15 protein-coding genes are annotated in these 16,590 nt (G+C 65.5%); all 15 read left to right on the top strand.

Annotated elements, in window-relative coordinates:
- Positions 1–167 precede the first annotated feature (167 nt).
- The gene (locus tag EN745_RS13555; protein WP_245487713.1) at positions 168–698 is read left to right on the top strand and encodes a shikimate dehydrogenase; all 531 of its coding nucleotides are present in this window, start codon (positions 168–170) and stop codon (positions 696–698) included.
- Entirely contained in the window at positions 691–1,497 is an 807-nt protein-coding gene (locus tag EN745_RS13550) for an SDR family oxidoreductase (RefSeq protein ID WP_127421481.1), read from the top strand. The genes EN745_RS13555 and EN745_RS13550 overlap by 8 nt, the downstream gene beginning before the upstream one ends.
- A 13-nt stretch (positions 1,498–1,510) precedes the next feature.
- Positions 1,511–1,858 carry a RidA family protein gene (locus EN745_RS13545; RefSeq protein WP_127421480.1) on the top strand — a complete coding sequence of 116 codons (348 nt, stop codon included), beginning with the start codon at positions 1,511–1,513 and terminating at the stop codon, positions 1,856–1,858.
- Between the two features lie 50 nt (positions 1,859–1,908).
- On the top strand, positions 1,909–2,697 hold the full coding sequence (locus EN745_RS13540) for a FadR/GntR family transcriptional regulator (protein WP_189363036.1): 789 nt from the start codon (positions 1,909–1,911) through the stop codon (positions 2,695–2,697).
- 271 nt (positions 2,698–2,968) lie between these two features.
- The gene (locus EN745_RS13535) at positions 2,969–3,691 is read left to right on the top strand and encodes an SDR family oxidoreductase (protein ID WP_127421478.1); all 723 of its coding nucleotides are present in this window, start codon (positions 2,969–2,971) and stop codon (positions 3,689–3,691) included.
- Between the two features lies 1 nt (position 3,692).
- Positions 3,693–4,442, top strand: a complete 750-nt coding sequence (locus EN745_RS13530; RefSeq protein WP_127421477.1) for an SDR family oxidoreductase — start codon at positions 3,693–3,695, stop codon at positions 4,440–4,442.
- An 84-nt stretch (positions 4,443–4,526) separates the two neighbouring features.
- Complete coding sequence (locus EN745_RS13525) at positions 4,527–5,474, top strand: LysR substrate-binding domain-containing protein (protein ID WP_126056515.1); 948 nt, start codon at positions 4,527–4,529, stop codon at positions 5,472–5,474.
- 88 nt (positions 5,475–5,562) lie between these two features.
- Positions 5,563–6,597 (top strand): amino acid ABC transporter substrate-binding protein, encoded by a 1,035-nt coding sequence (locus EN745_RS13520; protein ID WP_126056516.1) that lies wholly within the window; start codon positions 5,563–5,565, stop codon positions 6,595–6,597.
- A gap of 77 nt (positions 6,598–6,674) precedes the next feature.
- Complete coding sequence (locus tag EN745_RS13515; protein WP_127405351.1) at positions 6,675–7,838, top strand: ABC transporter permease subunit; 1,164 nt, start codon at positions 6,675–6,677, stop codon at positions 7,836–7,838.
- Positions 7,839–7,841: 3 nt separating this feature from the next.
- Positions 7,842–8,921: an amino acid ABC transporter permease gene (locus EN745_RS13510; protein WP_126056518.1), complete on the top strand. Its 1,080-nt coding sequence runs from the start codon at positions 7,842–7,844 to the stop codon at positions 8,919–8,921.
- Between the two features lie 10 nt (positions 8,922–8,931).
- Positions 8,932–9,696: an amino acid ABC transporter ATP-binding protein gene (locus tag EN745_RS13505; RefSeq protein ID WP_189363035.1), complete on the top strand. Its 765-nt coding sequence runs from the start codon at positions 8,932–8,934 to the stop codon at positions 9,694–9,696.
- Positions 9,697–9,760: 64 nt separating this feature from the next.
- Positions 9,761–11,167, top strand: a complete 1,407-nt coding sequence (locus EN745_RS13500) for an FAD-binding oxidoreductase (protein ID WP_127421476.1) — start codon at positions 9,761–9,763, stop codon at positions 11,165–11,167.
- A 117-nt stretch (positions 11,168–11,284) separates the two neighbouring features.
- Positions 11,285–12,955, top strand: coding sequence for a thiamine pyrophosphate-binding protein (locus EN745_RS13495; RefSeq protein ID WP_127421475.1), 1,671 nt, complete (start codon positions 11,285–11,287; stop codon positions 12,953–12,955).
- Entirely contained in the window at positions 12,952–15,048 is a 2,097-nt protein-coding gene (locus EN745_RS13490; protein WP_127421474.1) for a hydantoinase/oxoprolinase family protein, read from the top strand. The genes EN745_RS13495 and EN745_RS13490 overlap by 4 nt, the downstream gene beginning before the upstream one ends.
- Positions 15,045–16,590: hydantoinase B/oxoprolinase family protein (locus EN745_RS13485; RefSeq protein ID WP_145992021.1), on the top strand; the 1,546-nt coding region annotated here is incomplete at its 3' end. The genes EN745_RS13490 and EN745_RS13485, both read left to right, overlap by 4 nt.

Below are 16,590 nucleotides of genomic sequence, written 5' to 3'. Positions count from 1 at the left end.
CCCGATCCGTCAGGCATGGACATGGCGATCAACGCGACGCCGTCCGGGCTGAAAGCGAGCGATCCGTTGCCGCTGGATGTTAGCAAGCTGACGCCGGAGATGACGGTGGTCGACATTATCATGGAGCTGCTCACGATCGCGCCGCGCGGGTGCAGAGCGCCAATTCCGTGCGCAGGCTGCCGGATGGAAGCTGGTACGCCGACAATTTCGACGGCGTCGGCTTCATCGACGGGCTGAAGGCAGGCGGGCATCCGATTGCCGGCCGGCGCATACTGCAGGTCGGCGCCGGCGGCGCCGGGGCATCGCTGACCTACTGCCTGGCCGAGGAAGGCGCGGCGGAGATCCGGCTGGCCGACATCGACACGGATCGCGCCGGGAAACTCGCCGCGCTGGTCGGCAGGGCGTTTCCGAACTGCCGCATCGAGGTTGGCGAGCCCGATCCGTCAGGCATGGACATGGCGATCAACGCGACGCCGTCCGGGCTGAAAGCGAGCGATCCGTTGCCGCTGGATGTTAGCAAGCTGACGCCGGAGATGACGGTGGTCGACATTATCATGGAGCCGGCCGAGACGGCGCTGCTCAAGGCGGCGAAGGAGATCGGCTGCCGCATCCAGCCCGGACGCCCGATGATGGATTTCCAGGTGGAAGCCATGGCCGAATTCTTCGATATCGAGCGCAAGGAACGCCATCATGGCTGAGGCTTTGACCGCCGTCATCATCGGCGGCACTTCCGGCATTGGGCGCGCGATCGCCCTGCGTTTCGCCGAGGACAGCTATCAGGTGGTCGTCGCCGGCAGGGACTCCGAACGAGGCAAGGAGACGGCTCTCGCCTGCGAGACGGCGGGCGCGCCGCGTGCCCTGTTTGTCCAGACCGACGTCGGCAATCCCGCCTCCGTCGAGGCGCTGGCGCAAGCCGTCGTGGGGGTGCTCGGCACGCCGCATGTCGTCGTCAACTGCGCCGGCGTCCTGCAGAGCGGCAAGCACGTGCTCGACCAGGACCTGGACGAGGACGAGAAGATGTGGCGGATCAACTATCGCGGCACGCTGCTTGGCTGCCAAGCATTCGGCCGGCTGATGTCGGCCGCCGGGCGCGGCGCGATCCTCAATGTCGGCTCGCTCGCCTCCTTCGCGCCGCTGTCACTGCCGGCCTACACACCCGGAAAGCATGCGGTGCTGGCGCTGACGCAGATCCTTGCGGCCGAACTCGGCCCGCACGGCGTTCGCGTCAATGCGGTGGCGCCGGGCTACACGCTTTCGGACGGGCTGAAAGCGAAGATCGCCAAGGGTGAGCGCAACCCGGAAGCCATACAGGCCACCACCGCGCTGCGCCGCTTCGTCGAGCCGCGCGATGTCGCCGAGGCCGCGCTGTTCCTCTGCTCCGAGCGCGCCGCGTCGATCACCGGCGTCACCCTGCCCGTCGACGCCGGCTGGCTCGTTCAGGCGCCCTACGCGCAATATCTGCAAGGCAACCCGATCCGGCAGACGCCGGCAATCTGACAAGGACGATCCAGTGGGCGATATCCAGCGCTTTGACTTCGACACCCGCATCCACCACGGTGTCATCCACAACGGCACGCTCTATCTCACCGGCCAGGTCGCCCAACCCGGCCAGTCCGCGGCCGACCAGATGCACGAGGTGCTCGGCAAGATCGATGCGCTGCTTGCCAAGGCCGGCACGGACAAGAACCGCATCCTTCACGTCCAGATGTGGCTCGACGACATCAGAGACTTCGACGAGGTCAACACGGTCTGGGACGCCTGGATGCCGAAGCAACACGCGCCGGCGCGCTCTTCCGGCGAGGGCCGGATGGCGAAGCCCGGCATGCTGGTCGAGCTGATCGTCACCGCGGCGGTTTGAATGGTTCTGCCGGTTCGGGCATCATCCCGAATCGGGCGAGAGGGAGACTGATGACGAAGCGCAAGCCGCTGTCCACCGTCGTGGCCGAGAGCCTGTCCGAGAAGATCCGTTCCGGCCGGCTGCCTCCCGGCGCGCAGCTGCCGACCGAGGCGGAGCTGTGCGCGGCATACGACGTCAGCCGCACCGTGGTGCGGGAAGCGGTGGCGCGATTGCGTTCCGACGGCATGGTGGTGCCGCAGCAGGGACGCGGCATGTTCGTCAGCGAGACGCCGGCGCCGCGCAATTTCTCGATACCTGACGAGGCGCTGAGGACCTTGCCGGAGACCATCGCCCTGCTGGAACTCAGGCTGAGCGTCGAGGTCGAGTCCGCCGGGCTCTGCGCCGAACGGCGGAGCGAAGCAGAGGCGGGCGCGATCCGGGCCGTAATGGAGCAGGTTGACGCCCAGCAGGCGGATCCCGCCGTCGTCCAGATCCACTACGACTATGATTTCCACCTGGCGATCGCCAAGGCCGCGCGCAATGAATTCATCCACGGCTTCCTGGCCTATCTCAGGCCGATGATCGTGCCGCGCTTCCAACTCGGCTATATGGTGGAACCCGCGCTCAAGGACAGCTACTACGCGCGCATCCACAGCGAGCACAAGGCAATCGTCGATGCCATCGAAAGGCAGGACGGCCGCGCCGCCCGCCAGGCCATGCGCAAGCACCTGCACAACAGTCTCGGCCGGGTGCGCGCGCTCGCCCGGGCCTCGGGCGTCGAGGCGACCGACGCCGAGCAGAAGGCGGCGGCGGCGGCGCTGTTCACCGAGATGAGCAAGCCCGTGCCGACGGCCGGATAGGCTTCGCCACCTTCGATGCGGCGCCCGTTCGCCGGCCGGGCGTTCGCGAAAGCCATGTTTTTGCTCGATCGGCGGCCGAAAGCCCAGGTTCACGCCCTGAAAGCTTTGCTTTGCCTGGGTTTGCAGGTTTCGCGGCCGCGCAGGCGCGTTGGAAATTCCAGCCGGCCAAAAAGGCTTTCGAAAATTTATCTTTCCTTTTTGCTGGTTTTCTTGGTTTCGCGGCACCGGTCAAAGCCGCACAGTGAAAGCCAGGCAATCGGGGAAAGTCCACGTGACGACAGCCTTCATCACAGGTGCGACGAGCGGCATAGGGCGGGCCATCGCGGTCGCGTTGAGCGACGCGGGTTACGACGTCTATGCCGTCGGGCGCAGCCAGGCCGCGCTCAAGGAGTTGCAGGCCGAGCGACCGGGCATCGTGCCGATCGCCGTCGACGTCACGGACCGCGAGGCGCTGGAATCGGTCGTGGCCGATCTCACCATCGACGTGCTGATCAACAATGCCGGGATCATGCCGCCGCTCGGCAATTTCGCCGACATGAAGATCGCCGACATCGACACCGCGCTCGAGGTCAACGTTAGCTCGGCAATCCTGCTCACCCGCCTCGTCGTGCCGCAGATGCGCGAGCGGCAGTCGGGGCACATTCTGTTCACCGGGTCTTCCGCCGGCCATGCGGCATTTCCGAACGTCGCCGTCTATTCGGCCACCAAGGCGGCGATAGCCGGCTTTGCCGCCGCGCTGCGCGCCGACCTCTCCCCTCACGGCATACGTGTCACCGAAATCGTGCCCGGCCGCGTCGAGACGCAGCTCTACAAGGACATACTCGACGCCCAGGCCCGGGCCGCCATGTACGCCGGGAACGTCGCCGTGCAGCCGGACGACGTAGCGAGCATGGTCGTCACGCTGCTCGGCCTGCCCGCATGGGCCGACGTAACCCGCTTCGACATCATGCCGACCCGGCCGACCAGCCCAAGCGGCAGCAAGCAAGGAAAATAGGATGAAAGACCTTTCCGTTCTCATCGTTGGTGGCGGCGCCGGCCTCGGCGCGCTTTTGGCACGGATGGCCGTGGAGGCCGGGGCGGCAAAGATCGGCATCATCGACATCAACCAGGACGCGGCCGAGAGCGCGCTGGAGCCGGCCAAGGCCAAGGGCCTGCCGACCGCGTCTGCGACCTGCGACATCCAGGTCGGCCCGCAGTGCCACGCCGCTTTCGAGGCCATCGTCTCGAAGCTCGGGCGCGTCGACACGCTGATCAACTGCGCCGCGATCTACCCGCGCCGCCCACTGCTCGAGATCACCGACGCGGAGTGGGACGCCTCCAATGGCATCAACATCAAGGGCACCTACCACATGATGGCGGCGGCCGTCCGCCACATGCAGTCGCAGGAGCCGAAAGCGCAAGTGCGCGGGCGGATCGTCAACCTGACCTCGGTGGATGCGTTCAAGGCGCATCCGCAGAACGCCCATTATGCGGCGACCAAGGCTGCCGTCGTCAGCCTGACGCGGTCCTTCGCCCATCACGTCGCCAAGGACGGCATCCTGGTGAATTCGGTGGCGCCGGCCGGCATGGCGACGGAGAAGGCAAAAGCCCTCGGCTTCCTCGAGGAACTGGCCAAGGCAAGCCCGCTCGGCCGCGGCGCCGAGCCCACCGAGATCGCCGAGTGGGTGCTGATGACCGGCGGCCCCAAGAATACCTACATGACCGGCGAAAACGTAATCGTTTCAGGTGGTTATATCTACGCATGAGGCGACATTCCGCAGCCGCCGGCGGCGGAAAATACAGCAGTGCATGATCGACGGAGCCCAAGCAAAGAGGAGGCGGAATTCACGATGACCGGCAAGCTTCGCCTTCCCTCGCTCAATGCGCTCAGGGTCTTCCATGCCGTCGCGCAGCACAAGAGCTTCCGGCAGGCGGCCGACGAACTGCTGGTGACGCCGCAGGCGGTCGGCCAACAGATCAAGCTCCTGGAAGACACGCTGCAGGTGACGCTGTTCGAGCGCAAGGGCCGATCGATCGAACTGACGGAATCGGCGATCCTGCTGTCGCATTACGTCAAGGCCGGCTTCGACGAGTTCTCGGAAGGCGTCCGCCGCGTCACCAAGTCGAACTACCGGGATCGCATCAACCTGAATGCGAGCCCGTATTTCGCCACCCACTATCTGCTGCCCAGGCTTTCGCTGTTCCGCGAGATCCTGCCGGGCGCCGACCTGCGCCTGACGACGATGGTCGACCTGCCGGATTTCGGGCGCGACGACATCGATATGACAGTGCAGTGGGGTTACGGCAGCTGGCCCGACTACGACACGACGCTGCTGGTGCCGGACCCGAAGATCATCTGCTGCACGCCGGCGATCGGCGAGAAGATCAAGTCGGCGCACGACCTGACGAAGTTCACGCTGCTCGACACCGTCAAGTCGAAGCGCCTGTGGCCGGATATATTGCGGCACCTGGGGGTGGAGCTGACAGATGGTGACCGCAGCATCAGCTTCGACGATGCGGCAACCATGCGCCGGGCGGCCTTGCAAGGCATCGGCGTGGGCCTGGTTTCCGTCATCGACGCCGAGGAAGACTTCCGGTCGGGCGCGCTCGTTGCGCCGATCGGCCGCGACGCCATTGCCGACATGAAGCCGGAGGAAGTCCCCGGCTTCTACCTTGTCGTCCCGCGCGGGCATCTGCGTGTGAAGGCTGTGGCCGCGCTGCACCGATGGCTGGCGCAGCAGGACTGGCGAAGCGACCTCAAGATTTCCTTGCCGAAACCGACCCCGCTTTCCGACTAGGAAGCGGCTTCGCGACCGAGTTCCGAACGCTGTTTCGGACTCCAACAAAAACAAGAAACTGAACAACCTCAACAGTGGAGACAACACCATGAAAATGATGCAATGGGGGGCTGCGGCCCTGGCCGTTGGCCTGGTTCATTTCGCGGCGCCGGCCGAGGCCGCGGGCGGCAAGACGCTCGAAACCGTCAAGGCACGCGGCTTGCTCAACTGCACCGGCCATGACGGCTCCTATCTCGGCTTCGCCGAGGTCGACGACAAGGGCAACTGGAAGGGCATGGACATCGACCTCTGCCGGGCGGTGGCCACGGCTGTGTTCGGCGACCCGGCAAAACTGAAGGTCGTTCCGATCAGCTGGGCCCAGCGCTGGCCGTCGCTGCAATCGGGCGATGTCGACATTATCATCAAGGCCTCGGGCGGCACGCTCAGCCGCGACACCGAGCTCGGCCTGCAGTTCTCCATGTCCTATTATCTGGGCACGACCAAGGTGATGGCGCACAAGGAGCTCAACCTCAAGTCGCTCAAGGACGCCGATGGTGGCACGATCTGCATTCCCGCCGGCACGACCATCGAGCAGCAGGTCGCCGCCTATGCGCAGAAGGTCGGGATCAAGCTGGAACCGGTCGTCATCGAAAAGACGGAAGAGCTCGAGCAGGCATACTTCTCGGGTCGCTGCGACATGTACGCCCAGTGGGGGCCGGTCCTTGCAATCGCGCGCGTGGCCAAGGGCAAGGTCGACGATCACGTGATCCTGCCCGACGTGCTTGCGGTCGAACCCGAAGTCATGATCGTGCGTCAGGGAGACGATAACTGGGTCGACGTCGCCAACTGGACGCTCACCGCCCTGCTCTTCGCCGAGCAGGAAGGCATCACGTCGAAGAATGTCGACGAGATCAAGGCCAAGCCCACCTCGCCGGCAGTCGCGAAGTTTCTGGGTGCGGCACCGGGCATGGGCAAGGGTCTCGGGCTTCCCGACGACTGGGCCTACAACGTCATCAAGAAGGTCGGAAACTACGCGGAGATCTTCGATCGCGATCTCGGCAAGGAGTCGCCCTACAAGATGGATCGTGACCTGACCAACCTCTGGAACAATGGCGGCGTCCTGTTCCCGCTGGTCATCGACTGACCGTTCTTAACGCGTCCCGCTCTGAGTTCCGCCCGGTCTTGCCGGGTGGAACCGGCGGCAATTCGGGAGATTGGCATATGGTCAGCCTGCTGAGAAATCAGAGGGTCCGCAACGTTTTGTTGCAGGTTCTCTATGTCGGCTCGCTTGCAGCACTTGTGCTTGCCGGCGTGATGATCGCGCGGCGCAACCTCGCTGAACAAGGGATCACTTCGGGATTCGACTTCTTGTACAAATCGACGGGCTGGGACGTGAACTTCTCGCTCCTGCCCGCCACAGCCAACGACCCCTACTGGTGGTTCTTCCTTATCGGCATCGTCAACACCCTGTTCCTGGGCAGCGTCGGACTGCTGCTGGCAACGGTCGTCGGGACGATCGTCGGCCTGGCGCGGACGTCCTCCAACGAATTGGCGCGGCTGCTCGGCCGAACCTATGTCGATGTCTTCCGCAACATCCCGCTGATCCTCCAGGTCTTCTTCTGGTACGCGATCATCACGCACCTGCCGACGCCGCGCGCCGCGCACGAAGCCTGGGGCATGCTGCTGACCAGCCGCGGGCTCTACCTCCCTGCTCCCAATGTCGGCGGCGTGGCAATGGCGCTGGCCATTTTGTCGGTGATCGCCGCTGTCGTGCTGCCGGTCTGGCTTGGCCGGACATCGCGGCTCAGCCAACCGGTCGGCGAGCGCCGCACCATCCAGCTCGCCGGCATGGCAACGGCGCTTGCCTGCGCGGTCCTCATCCTGATCGTCGGTCGTCTGCCAGATGCGCCGCTGCTCGACTTCCCTGCCCTGCAAGGCCTCAACCTAAGGGGCGGCCTGCGCATCCCACCAGAGTTTTCCGCGCTCGCGGTCGCCATCGCCATCTATGGCGGCTCCTACATCGCCGAGATCGTCCGCGGCGGCTTCAAGGCCGTCGGCAAGGGCCAGGTGGAGGCGGCACTCTCCCTGGGGCTCAGCCCATGGCGGGTCTTCACGCTGGTCAAGCTGCCGCTTGCTCTGCGCGCCATGCTGCCGATCCTCGCCAACCAGTATGTCTGGCTGATCAAGGCGACGACGATGGGCATCGCAGTCGGCTTCACCGACTTCTTCATGATCGTGGCGCTGACCATCAACCATTCCGGCCAGACGCTTGAGGCGATCGGTATTTTGATGGCGGGCTTCCTGACCATCAACCTCAGCCTCGCCGCAGTGTTCAACCGCATCAACAAGGCTATTGCCCTCAAGGGCAATCAACTGAGGGGGTGAGAGATGGAAATGGTCTTTGTCGCGCCACCTGCTCCCAGGAGGATCGAGGACCTGAAGCGGCGCTTCTTTGCGACGCCAGTTCAGGCGCTGCTGTCGTTGATCTCCCTGGCGGTAATGGTCTTCCTTGCCTGGAAGTTGCTCAACTGGGCGATCTTCTCAGCTGTTTTCACGACAAGCGGCGGCCCTGAAGCCTGCCAGGCGGCGGCGGGAGCCTGCTGGTCGGTCATCGCCGCAAGATGGCGGATCATCCTGTTCGGCCTTTATCCCTTTGAGGAGCAATGGCGCTCGGCGCTCGCCTGCGTCGCCGTGGTGGTGATGACGGTGCTGAGTTGCATGCCGGCCTTCTGGACCGGGCGCCGCATCGCGCTGGTCTGGGGCGCCGGAACGGCCCTCTATTACATGCTGATGAAGGGCGGGGTACTTGGCCTCGCCTATGTCGGCGAGGAAGCATGGGGCGGGCTGGCGCTGACCCTCTTCATCTTCGTGACCACCTGCCTGATCGGCTTCCCGCTGGCGATCTGCCTGGCCTTGCTGCGCCGGTCGGAACTGCCGTGGATATCGCGGACCACCGGCATCATCATCGACTCGGTCCGCTCGCTGCCGCTGATCTCGATCCTCTTCACCTTCGCCATCGTCCTGCCGTTCGCGCTGCCGCAGTGGCTGGCGGGCGACAAGCTGTACCGGGTAATCCTGGGCTCGGCCCTGTTCTTCTCCGCCTACCAGGCGGAGATCGTCAGAGGCGGCCTGCAGGGCGTTCCCAACGGACAGGAAGAGGCCGCCATGGCACTCGGCATGAGCTATTGGCAGCGCATCGGCCGCATCCTTCTGCCGCAGGCCATGCGCAACGCGCTGCCGGCCACGATCAACCAGTTCGTCATCTCGTTCAAGGAGACCTCGCTGGTGGTCATTGTCGGCTTCTTCGAGATCCTGGCGTCGGGCAACGCCGCCTACGGAACCGGCGAGTGGCGCTTCGCCTATGTCGAGGTCTACGCCTTCATCGCCTTCATCTACTTCGTCTTCGTTTTCAGCCTGTCCCGCTACGGCGCCTTTCTCGAGCGCCGCATGTCGGTCGGCGAACGCTAGGGAGGCCCGCATGACGATAGGCAATTCGGGTGAATCCGGCGGGCCCGCGGTCCGCATCGAGAACCTCGACAAATATTACGGCGCCTTCCACGCGCTGCGGAACATAGATCTTTCCGTGGGGCGGGGAGAGAGGATCGTCGTCTGCGGTCCCTCCGGCTCCGGCAAGTCCACCATGATCCGCTGCATCAACCGGCTCGAGCAGCACAATGGCGGCCGCATCACCGTGCTCGGCACCGAACTCAACGACGATGTCGGCAACATCGACGAGATCAGGCGGGAGGTCGGCATGGTGTTCCAGCACTTCAACCTGTTCCCGCATATGACGGTGCTGGAGAACTGCATGCTTGCGCCGATGATCGTGCGCAAGCAGCCGCGCGCGGAGGTCGAGGCGACCGCACGGCGCTATCTGGAGAAGGTCCGCATCCCCGAGCAGGCGATGAAGTTTCCCGGCCAGCTCTCCGGCGGCCAGCAGCAGCGGGTGGCGATCGCGCGTGCCCTTTGCATGCAGCCGCAGATCATGCTGTTCGACGAGCCGACCTCGGCGCTCGATCCGGAAATGATCTCCGAAGTGCTGGACGTCATGGTCACGCTCGCCTCCGAAGGCATGACGATGATCTGCGTCACGCATGAGATGGGCTTCGCGCGCCGGGTCGCCGACCGGGTGATCTTCATGGACGCCGGCGAGATCGTCGAGCAGGCGCCGCCGGAGCAATTCTTCGCCGGCTCCGAGAACGAGCGCACGCGGCAGTTCCTGTCGCAAGTGCTGGGTCATTGAACGGCATTCGGGAAGGTGCAACGTTCCGCAGCTGCACGCCGCCAGCTATCTCCCAGGTATTTCGATGACTGATCCCACCGCCCTGCTGAGCGAGATTCTCGGGCCGAAAGGCTGGCTTTTGGGCAGCGATGCCGAGCCCTACCAGCGCGACTGGCTCAACCGCTACGGCGTGGCGCCGCTTGGCGTCGCCAGACCGGCGAGCACCGCCGAAGTGGCTGCGGTGATCAACGTGTGTCGGGAGGCTGGGCTGGCGGTGGTGCCGCAAGGCGGCAACACCGGGCTTTGCGGTGGCGCCGTCGCGGAGCAGCCCAACGCGGTGATCGTCTCGCTGTCGCGCATGGCGGCGATCGGCAAACCGGATCTCGATAGCGGCTCGATCATCGTCGAGGCAGGCGTCGTGCTCGCCGCGCTGCACGAGGCGCTGGAGCCACACGGCCTGATGTTCCCGATGCATCTCGGAGCGGAAGGCAGCGCCAGGATCGGCGGCCTGATCGGCACCAATGCCGGCGGCAGCCTCGCATTCCGCTACGGCATGATGCAGGACCTGGTGCTCGGGCTCGAGGTCGTGACCCCGGACGGGGTGGTGTGGGACGGGCTGCGCGCGGTGCAGAAGGACAATGCCGGCTATCAGCTGCGCAAACTGTTCTGCGGCGCGGAAGGCACGCTCGGCATCGTGACGCGCGCGGGGCTCAGGCTCTACCCGACGCCAAAACAGCAGGCGGGCGCACTCCTGGTCCTGCCCGACTTTGCCGCCGCCGTCTCCTTCGGCGCTTTCCTGCGCGGCGAGGCCGGCGAATTCCTCACCGGGCTCGAATTCTTCTGCGATCTCGGCCTGGAGCTGGCGCTAAGGCATGTGCCCGATCTCGCCTACCAGTTGGAGACAAGGGGAGACGTCTATCTGCTCGTCGAGCTGGCTTCGGGTTCGCTTCGGGTTCCCCTGGACGAAATCCTGAACTCGGCGCTGGAATGGGGCATGGAGCAAGGCCTGGTGCTCGACGGCGCGCTGGCGACATCGGGCGCGCACCGAGCCCAGTTCTGGCGACTGCGCGAGGAACAGCCGGAGGGACAGCGGCTGGAGGGCGAGCAGCTCAAGCATGACATCTCGGTGCCGCCGGGCGCCATCGCCCGTTTCATCGAGGCGGGCGCCCGGGTCTGCCAAGACATCCTGCCCGGCGTGCGGATCAACCCGTTCGGGCATCTCGGCGACGGCAACATCCACTACAATCTGTCGCCGCCGGAAGGCCGTGCCGATTTCGACGGCAAGGCCGGGCGGTTGGCCGAAGCACTGTCGGCGCTCGCCACGGAGATGGGCGGCAGCTTCGCAGCCGAGCATGGGCTTGGCCGCGCCAAGATCGCCATGGCCGATCGCAATCGCGATGCGGTGGAGCGGGACCTGATGGCGCGGCTGAAGGGCGCGCTCGATCCAAAGGGCACCATGAACCCCGGCGTTCTGGTGCGCCCGCCACTGTAAAGAAAAACTTTCGAATGGACCGCATTTCTTGATTTCGTCCCGGCCTGCCTGCGTGCAGGTATAGATCCGAAGAGGCAGGCTCGATCCGCTTGCCGCCAATCGTGAGGATGCCGAAGCATGGTCCGCAATGGCGGTCACCTTCTTGTCGAGTGCCTGATCGCGCTTGGCGCGAGCAAGAGCTTCGGCGTTCCCGGCGAAAGCTATCTCGCCGTCCTCGACGCGCTGCACGACACCCATGGCAAGCTCGACTACGTGCTTTGCCGCAACGAGGGCGGCGCGGCGTTCATGGCCTCCGCCTATGGCAAGCTGACGGGCTCGCCCGGTATCTGCTTCGTGACGCGCGGCCCGGGCGTGACCAATGCCAGCATCGGCGTGCACACGGCCATGCAAGACAGCTCTCCGATGATCCTCTTCGTCGGCCAGGTCGGCACCGACATGAAAGGGCGCGAGGCCTTCCAGGAGATCGACTACCGCGCGGTGTTCGGAACGGTCGCCAAATGGGCGGTCGAGATCGATGACGTCTCGCGTCTGCCGGAGATCGTGGCGCGGGCCTGGACCACCGCCCTGACCGGGCGGCCCGGCCCGGTTGTGATCGCGCTGCCTGAAGACATGCTCACCACCCTGACCGAGGCCGCGCCGCTCACCGGGCCGGCCGCGATCTTCGAGCCGGCACCGTCAGCGGAAGCGCTCGCCTCGGCGTTCAAGCTGTTGACGGGAGCCGAAAGGCCGGTGCTGCTGATGGGTGGCACCAACTGGACGGCGGAGGGACGCACAGCGCTGCAGGCTTTCGCCGAGGCCTCCGACATCCCTGTCGTGGCGGCCTTCCGCTATCAGGACCGGTTCGACAATCATTCGCCGGTCTTCGTCGGCGAGGCCGGCGTCGGCATGGTAGCGCATGTCAGGAACCTGATCCGCGAAGCGGACGTGATCCTGGCTATCAATGTCCGCTTCGGCGAGATGACGACGGACGGCTACACGCTGCTGTCGGTACCGGTGCCGCGGCAAAAGCTGATCCATGTGCATGGCTCCGACCGCGAGATCGGCAAGATCTATGTGCCGACGATCGGCATCCATGCCGGCCCGAACGCCTTTGCCAAGGCGCTGACCCCGGTCAAAGGCGGCTGGGCCGACTGGCGGGCATCCGCGCGCAAGGCCTATGAAGACACATTCGCGGCGCCCGTCCAGCCCGGCCCGGTGGACATGGTGCAGGTTGCCGCCTGGCTGCGCGACACCTTGCCGGCCGATGTCATCCTCACCAACGGCGCCGGCAATTTCACGGTATGGCCGAACAAGTTCTTCAAGTTCGGGCCGGAGGCGCGGCTGCTTGCTCCGCAGTCGGGCGCGATGGGTTACGGCCTGCCGGCGGCGATCGCGGCCAAGGTCGCGTTTCCGCAGCGAACGGTCGTCTGCTTTGCCGGTGACGGCGACTTCCAGATGAACTGCCAGGAACTCGGAACCGCCATGCAGGCGGGCGCGCAGCCGATCGTGCTGATCCTCAACAACGGCATCTACGGCACCATCCGCGCGCACCAGGAGCGCAACTATCCGGCCCGCGTTTCCGGGACCTCGCTCGAGAACCCGGACTTCGTGACGCTGGCGATGGCCTATGGCTTCCACGCCGAGCGGGTAGAGTCGACGGAAGATTTCGCCGCCTCGTTCGGCCGCGCGCTTAGCTCCGCGACCGGCGCCGTTCTCGACATCGCCATTTCGCCCGAAGCGCTCACGCCCCGGCAGACCCTTTCCCAGATGCGCGACGCCGCGCTCGCTTCCCAGAAGGCCAAGGCATGACCTCCAGAACTGACGACATCCGTCTCGGCGCGGACATCGGCGGCACCTTCACCGACATCGCCCTAGACATCAGGGGGACGCTGTTCTCGACCAAGGTGCTGACCAACTATTCGGCGCCCGAGCAGGCGATCCTAGACGGCATCGCCATCGTGACCCGCGATGCCGGCATCTCGCCTTCCGAAATCGGCATCATCATCCACGGCACGACGCTGGCGACCAATGCGCTGATCGAGCGGCGCGGCGCGAGGACCGCGCTGGTCACGACCGAGGGGTTCCGCGACGTGATCGAGATGCGGACGGAGAACCGCTTCGAACAGTATGATCTCAACCTGCAACTGCCGACGCCGCTGATCCCGCGCGAGGACCGTTTCACGGTCAAGGGCCGCATCGGCGCCGAAGGCCAGGAGTTGCAGCCGCTCGACGAGGCAGCGCTGGAGGAAATCGCTGATCGGATCGCGGCGGCCAATTTCGGCTCGGTGGCGATCGGCTTCATCCATGCCTACGCCAATCCGGACCACGAGCGCCGTGCCCGCGAAGTCCTCTCGCGAAAACTTAGCATCCCGATCTCGATCAGCGCCGAGGTGTCGCCGCAGATGCGCGAGTTCGAGCGCTTCAACACGGTCTGCGCCAACGCCTATGTGCGGCCGCAGATGGCCGACTACCTCGCCCGCCTGCAGATCCGCCTGAAGGAGATGGGCGCCGACTGCCCGGTGTTCATGATCCATTCGGGCGGCGGCCTGATCTCAGTGGAGACCGCCTCGGAATTCCCGGTGCGGCTGGTCGAATCCGGACCGGCCGGCGGCGCCATCTTCGCGGCCGACATCGCCAGGCGCTTCGGCCTGGAAAAGGTCGTCTCCTACGACATGGGCGGCACCACCGCCAAGATCTGCCTGATCGAGGACTATGCGCCGCGCACGGCAAGGACCTTCGAGGTGGCGCGCACCTACCGCTTCTGCAAGGGATCGGGCATGCCGATCTCTATTCCCGTGATCGAGATGATCGAGATCGGTGCCGGCGGCGGCTCCATCGCCTGGGTCGACGCCATGGGCCGCATCCAGACCGGGCCCGAAAGCGCCGGATCGGAGCCAGGTCCGGCCTGCTACGGCCGCGGCGGCAAGCGTCCGGCGATCACCGACGCCGACCTTGTGCTCGGCAAGCTCGATCCTGACAATTTCGCCGGCGGCGCGATCAAGCTCGATACCTCTGCCTCCGAGCAGGCGATCCTGCGCGACGTCGGCGAGCGGCTGTCACTCAACGCGATGTCGACCGCCTTCGGCATCTGCGAAGTGGTGGACGAGAACATGGCCAATGCCGCCCGCGTCCATGCCGTCGAAAACGGCAAGAACATCTCCGACAATCTGATGATCGCCTTCGGCGGCGCCGCGCCCCTCCACGCGGCAAGGCTGTGCGAGAAGCTCGGCATCGACCAGTGCATCGTCCCCAAGGGCGCCGGCGTCGGGTCGGCGATCGGTTTCCTGAAGGCGCCGTTCGGCTACGAGGCGCTGGCCTCTAAGCTGACGCGGCTGTCGCGGTTCAAGCCTTCCGAGGTCAACGCCCTGCTCGCCGATCTCAAGGCGTCGGCCGAGGGCTTCGTGCGAACCGGCGCCAGCGGCAGGATCGTCTGCGAGATCACCGCCTTCATGCGCTACGCCGGCCAGGGCTGGGAAATTCCCGTGGCGCTGGCGGACGAGCCGTTCGGCGACGATGCCGTAGCAAGGCTGAAGGAGCTGTTCGAGACGAACTACCAGCGCTTCTTCGGCCGCGCCATCGAAGGGCTCGACGGGTTGGAGATCGAGATCGTCACCTGGTCGGTCAAGGCGACGGATGTTCGCCCGGCCGTCGCCAGGCATGAACTTACCGCCGGCAAGCGGTCGAGTGAGGCAGTCATCACCCGGGCAGTCTTCGATCCGGCGAGCGGCGCGCCGCAGACCTATGGCATCATCGACCGTGAGACGCTTTGCGCCGGCGATCGCGTGGCCGGGCCGGCGGTCATCGTCGAGCGCGAGACCTCCACCGTCATCACCACCAGCTTCGATGCCGTCATCCAGAGCGACGGCGCGATCCTTCTCATCCGCAAAGGCAGCCAGGCATGAGCGACATTGGCGAAATCCGCATGCAGGTGATGTGGAACCGGTTGATCTCGGTGGTCGAGGAGCAGGCGCTTACCCTACTTCGCACCGCTTTTTCGACCTCGGTGCGCGAGTCCGGCGACCTGTCGGCGGGCGTGTTCGACCCGCGCGGCCAGATGCTGGCGCAGGCGGTCACCGGCACGCCTGGCCACGTCAACACCATGGCCGAGGCCGTGCTGCATTTCATGAACGCGATCCCGCGCGAGGAGATGTTCGAGGGCGACACCTACGTCACCAACGATCCCTGGCAGGGCACCGGCCATCTGCACGACATCACCATGGTGTCGCCGTCGTTCCTGAACGGCGAGCTGGTGGCGTTCTTCGCCTGCACGGCGCATGTCGTGGATGTCGGCGGGCGCGGCTTCGGCGCCGACGCCAAGTCGGTTTACGAGGAAGGCATCCAGATCCCGATCATGAAGTTCGCGGAAAAGGGCAAGGTCAATCTCGACCTCGTCCGGTTGCTGCGCGCCAATGTCCGCGAACCGAACCAGGTGGTCGGCGACTTCTATTCGCTGGCCGCCTGCAACGAGGTCGGCCACCGGCGCCTCGTCGACATGATGAGGGAGATCGGGCTGGCGTCGCTGGATGGGCTCGGCGACTTCATCTTCTCGCGCACCCGCGACGCCATGCTCGACCGCATCAAGGCGCTGCCCAAGGGAAGCTGGTCGAACGAGCTGGTGACCGATGGCTATGACGAGCCGGTCAAGCTTGCCGCCACGGTTTCGGTCCGCGATGATCATGTCGAGGTCGATTTCACCGGCACCGACCCGATGAGCCGCTGGGGCATCAACTGTCCGATCATCTACAGCAAGGCCTATGCCTGCTACGCCCTGAAATGCGTGGTGGCGCCCGACATTCCGAACAATGCCGCTTCGCTGGCCTTCTTCACTGTGTCGTCGCCGGTCAACATCCTGAACGCCGTGCGGCCGGCGCCGGTGGCGCTGCGCCACATCTTCGGCCATATGGTCCCAGACCTCGTGCTCGGCGCGATTTCCCAGGCGCTTCCCGGCAAGATCCTCTCGGAAGGCGCCGGTGCGCTGTGGAACATCCACATCTCGGCGCGGCCGGTCGCGGGCGGTTCGGGTCGTCGCGCCGAGGTGCTGATGTTCAACTCGGGCGGCATGGGCGCCCGCCCCGAGCTTGATGGCCTATCAGCGACGGCCTTCCCGTCGGGCGTGCACACGATGCCGATCGAGGCGACGGAGCATACCGGGCCGATCGTTATCTGGCGCAAGGAACTGCGCCCGGACTCCGGCGGCGACGGCGAATTCCGCGGCGGCCTGGGACAGGTCATCGAAATCGAGGCGACCGACGGCCATGAATTCGACTTCTCGGCCATGTTCGACCGCGTCAACCATCCGCCGCGCGGGCGCAATGGCGGCAAGCCCGGCGTTGCCGGGGTGGTCAAGCTGGACGACGGCACGATGATGCGGCCGAAGGGCTGGCAGCATGTTCCGGCCGGGCGCCGGCTGATCCTGGAATTGCCGGGCGGCGGCGGTTATGGCG

The sequence above is a fragment of the Mesorhizobium sp. M4A.F.Ca.ET.022.05.2.1 genome (assembly GCF_003998845.1).
Classification (GTDB): domain Bacteria; phylum Pseudomonadota; class Alphaproteobacteria; order Rhizobiales; family Rhizobiaceae; genus Mesorhizobium.
The sequence above is the reverse complement of the archived record's forward strand: the minus strand, read 5'-3'. Positions and strand labels throughout refer to the sequence as shown.

Excerpts from the sequence above, each read along its gene's own strand:
- EN745_RS13550 (WP_127421481.1), top strand. The coding sequence starts at position 691 with ATGGCTGAGGCTTTGACCGCCGTCATCATCGGCGGCACTTCCGGCATT.
- EN745_RS13540 (WP_189363036.1), top strand. The coding sequence starts at position 1,909 with ATGACGAAGCGCAAGCCGCTGTCCACCGTCGTGGCCGAGAGCCTGTCC.
- EN745_RS13530 (WP_127421477.1), top strand. The coding sequence starts at position 3,693 with ATGAAAGACCTTTCCGTTCTCATCGTTGGTGGCGGCGCCGGCCTCGGC.
- EN745_RS13525 (WP_126056515.1), top strand. The coding sequence starts at position 4,527 with ATGACCGGCAAGCTTCGCCTTCCCTCGCTCAATGCGCTCAGGGTCTTC.
- EN745_RS13520 (WP_126056516.1), top strand. The coding sequence starts at position 5,563 with ATGAAAATGATGCAATGGGGGGCTGCGGCCCTGGCCGTTGGCCTGGTT.
- EN745_RS13515 (WP_127405351.1), top strand. The coding sequence starts at position 6,675 with ATGGTCAGCCTGCTGAGAAATCAGAGGGTCCGCAACGTTTTGTTGCAG.
- EN745_RS13510 (WP_126056518.1), top strand. The coding sequence starts at position 7,842 with ATGGAAATGGTCTTTGTCGCGCCACCTGCTCCCAGGAGGATCGAGGAC.
- EN745_RS13505 (WP_189363035.1), top strand. The coding sequence starts at position 8,932 with ATGACGATAGGCAATTCGGGTGAATCCGGCGGGCCCGCGGTCCGCATC.
- EN745_RS13500 (WP_127421476.1), top strand. The coding sequence starts at position 9,761 with ATGACTGATCCCACCGCCCTGCTGAGCGAGATTCTCGGGCCGAAAGGC.
- EN745_RS13495 (WP_127421475.1), top strand. The coding sequence starts at position 11,285 with ATGGTCCGCAATGGCGGTCACCTTCTTGTCGAGTGCCTGATCGCGCTT.
- EN745_RS13490 (WP_127421474.1), top strand. The coding sequence starts at position 12,952 with ATGACCTCCAGAACTGACGACATCCGTCTCGGCGCGGACATCGGCGGC.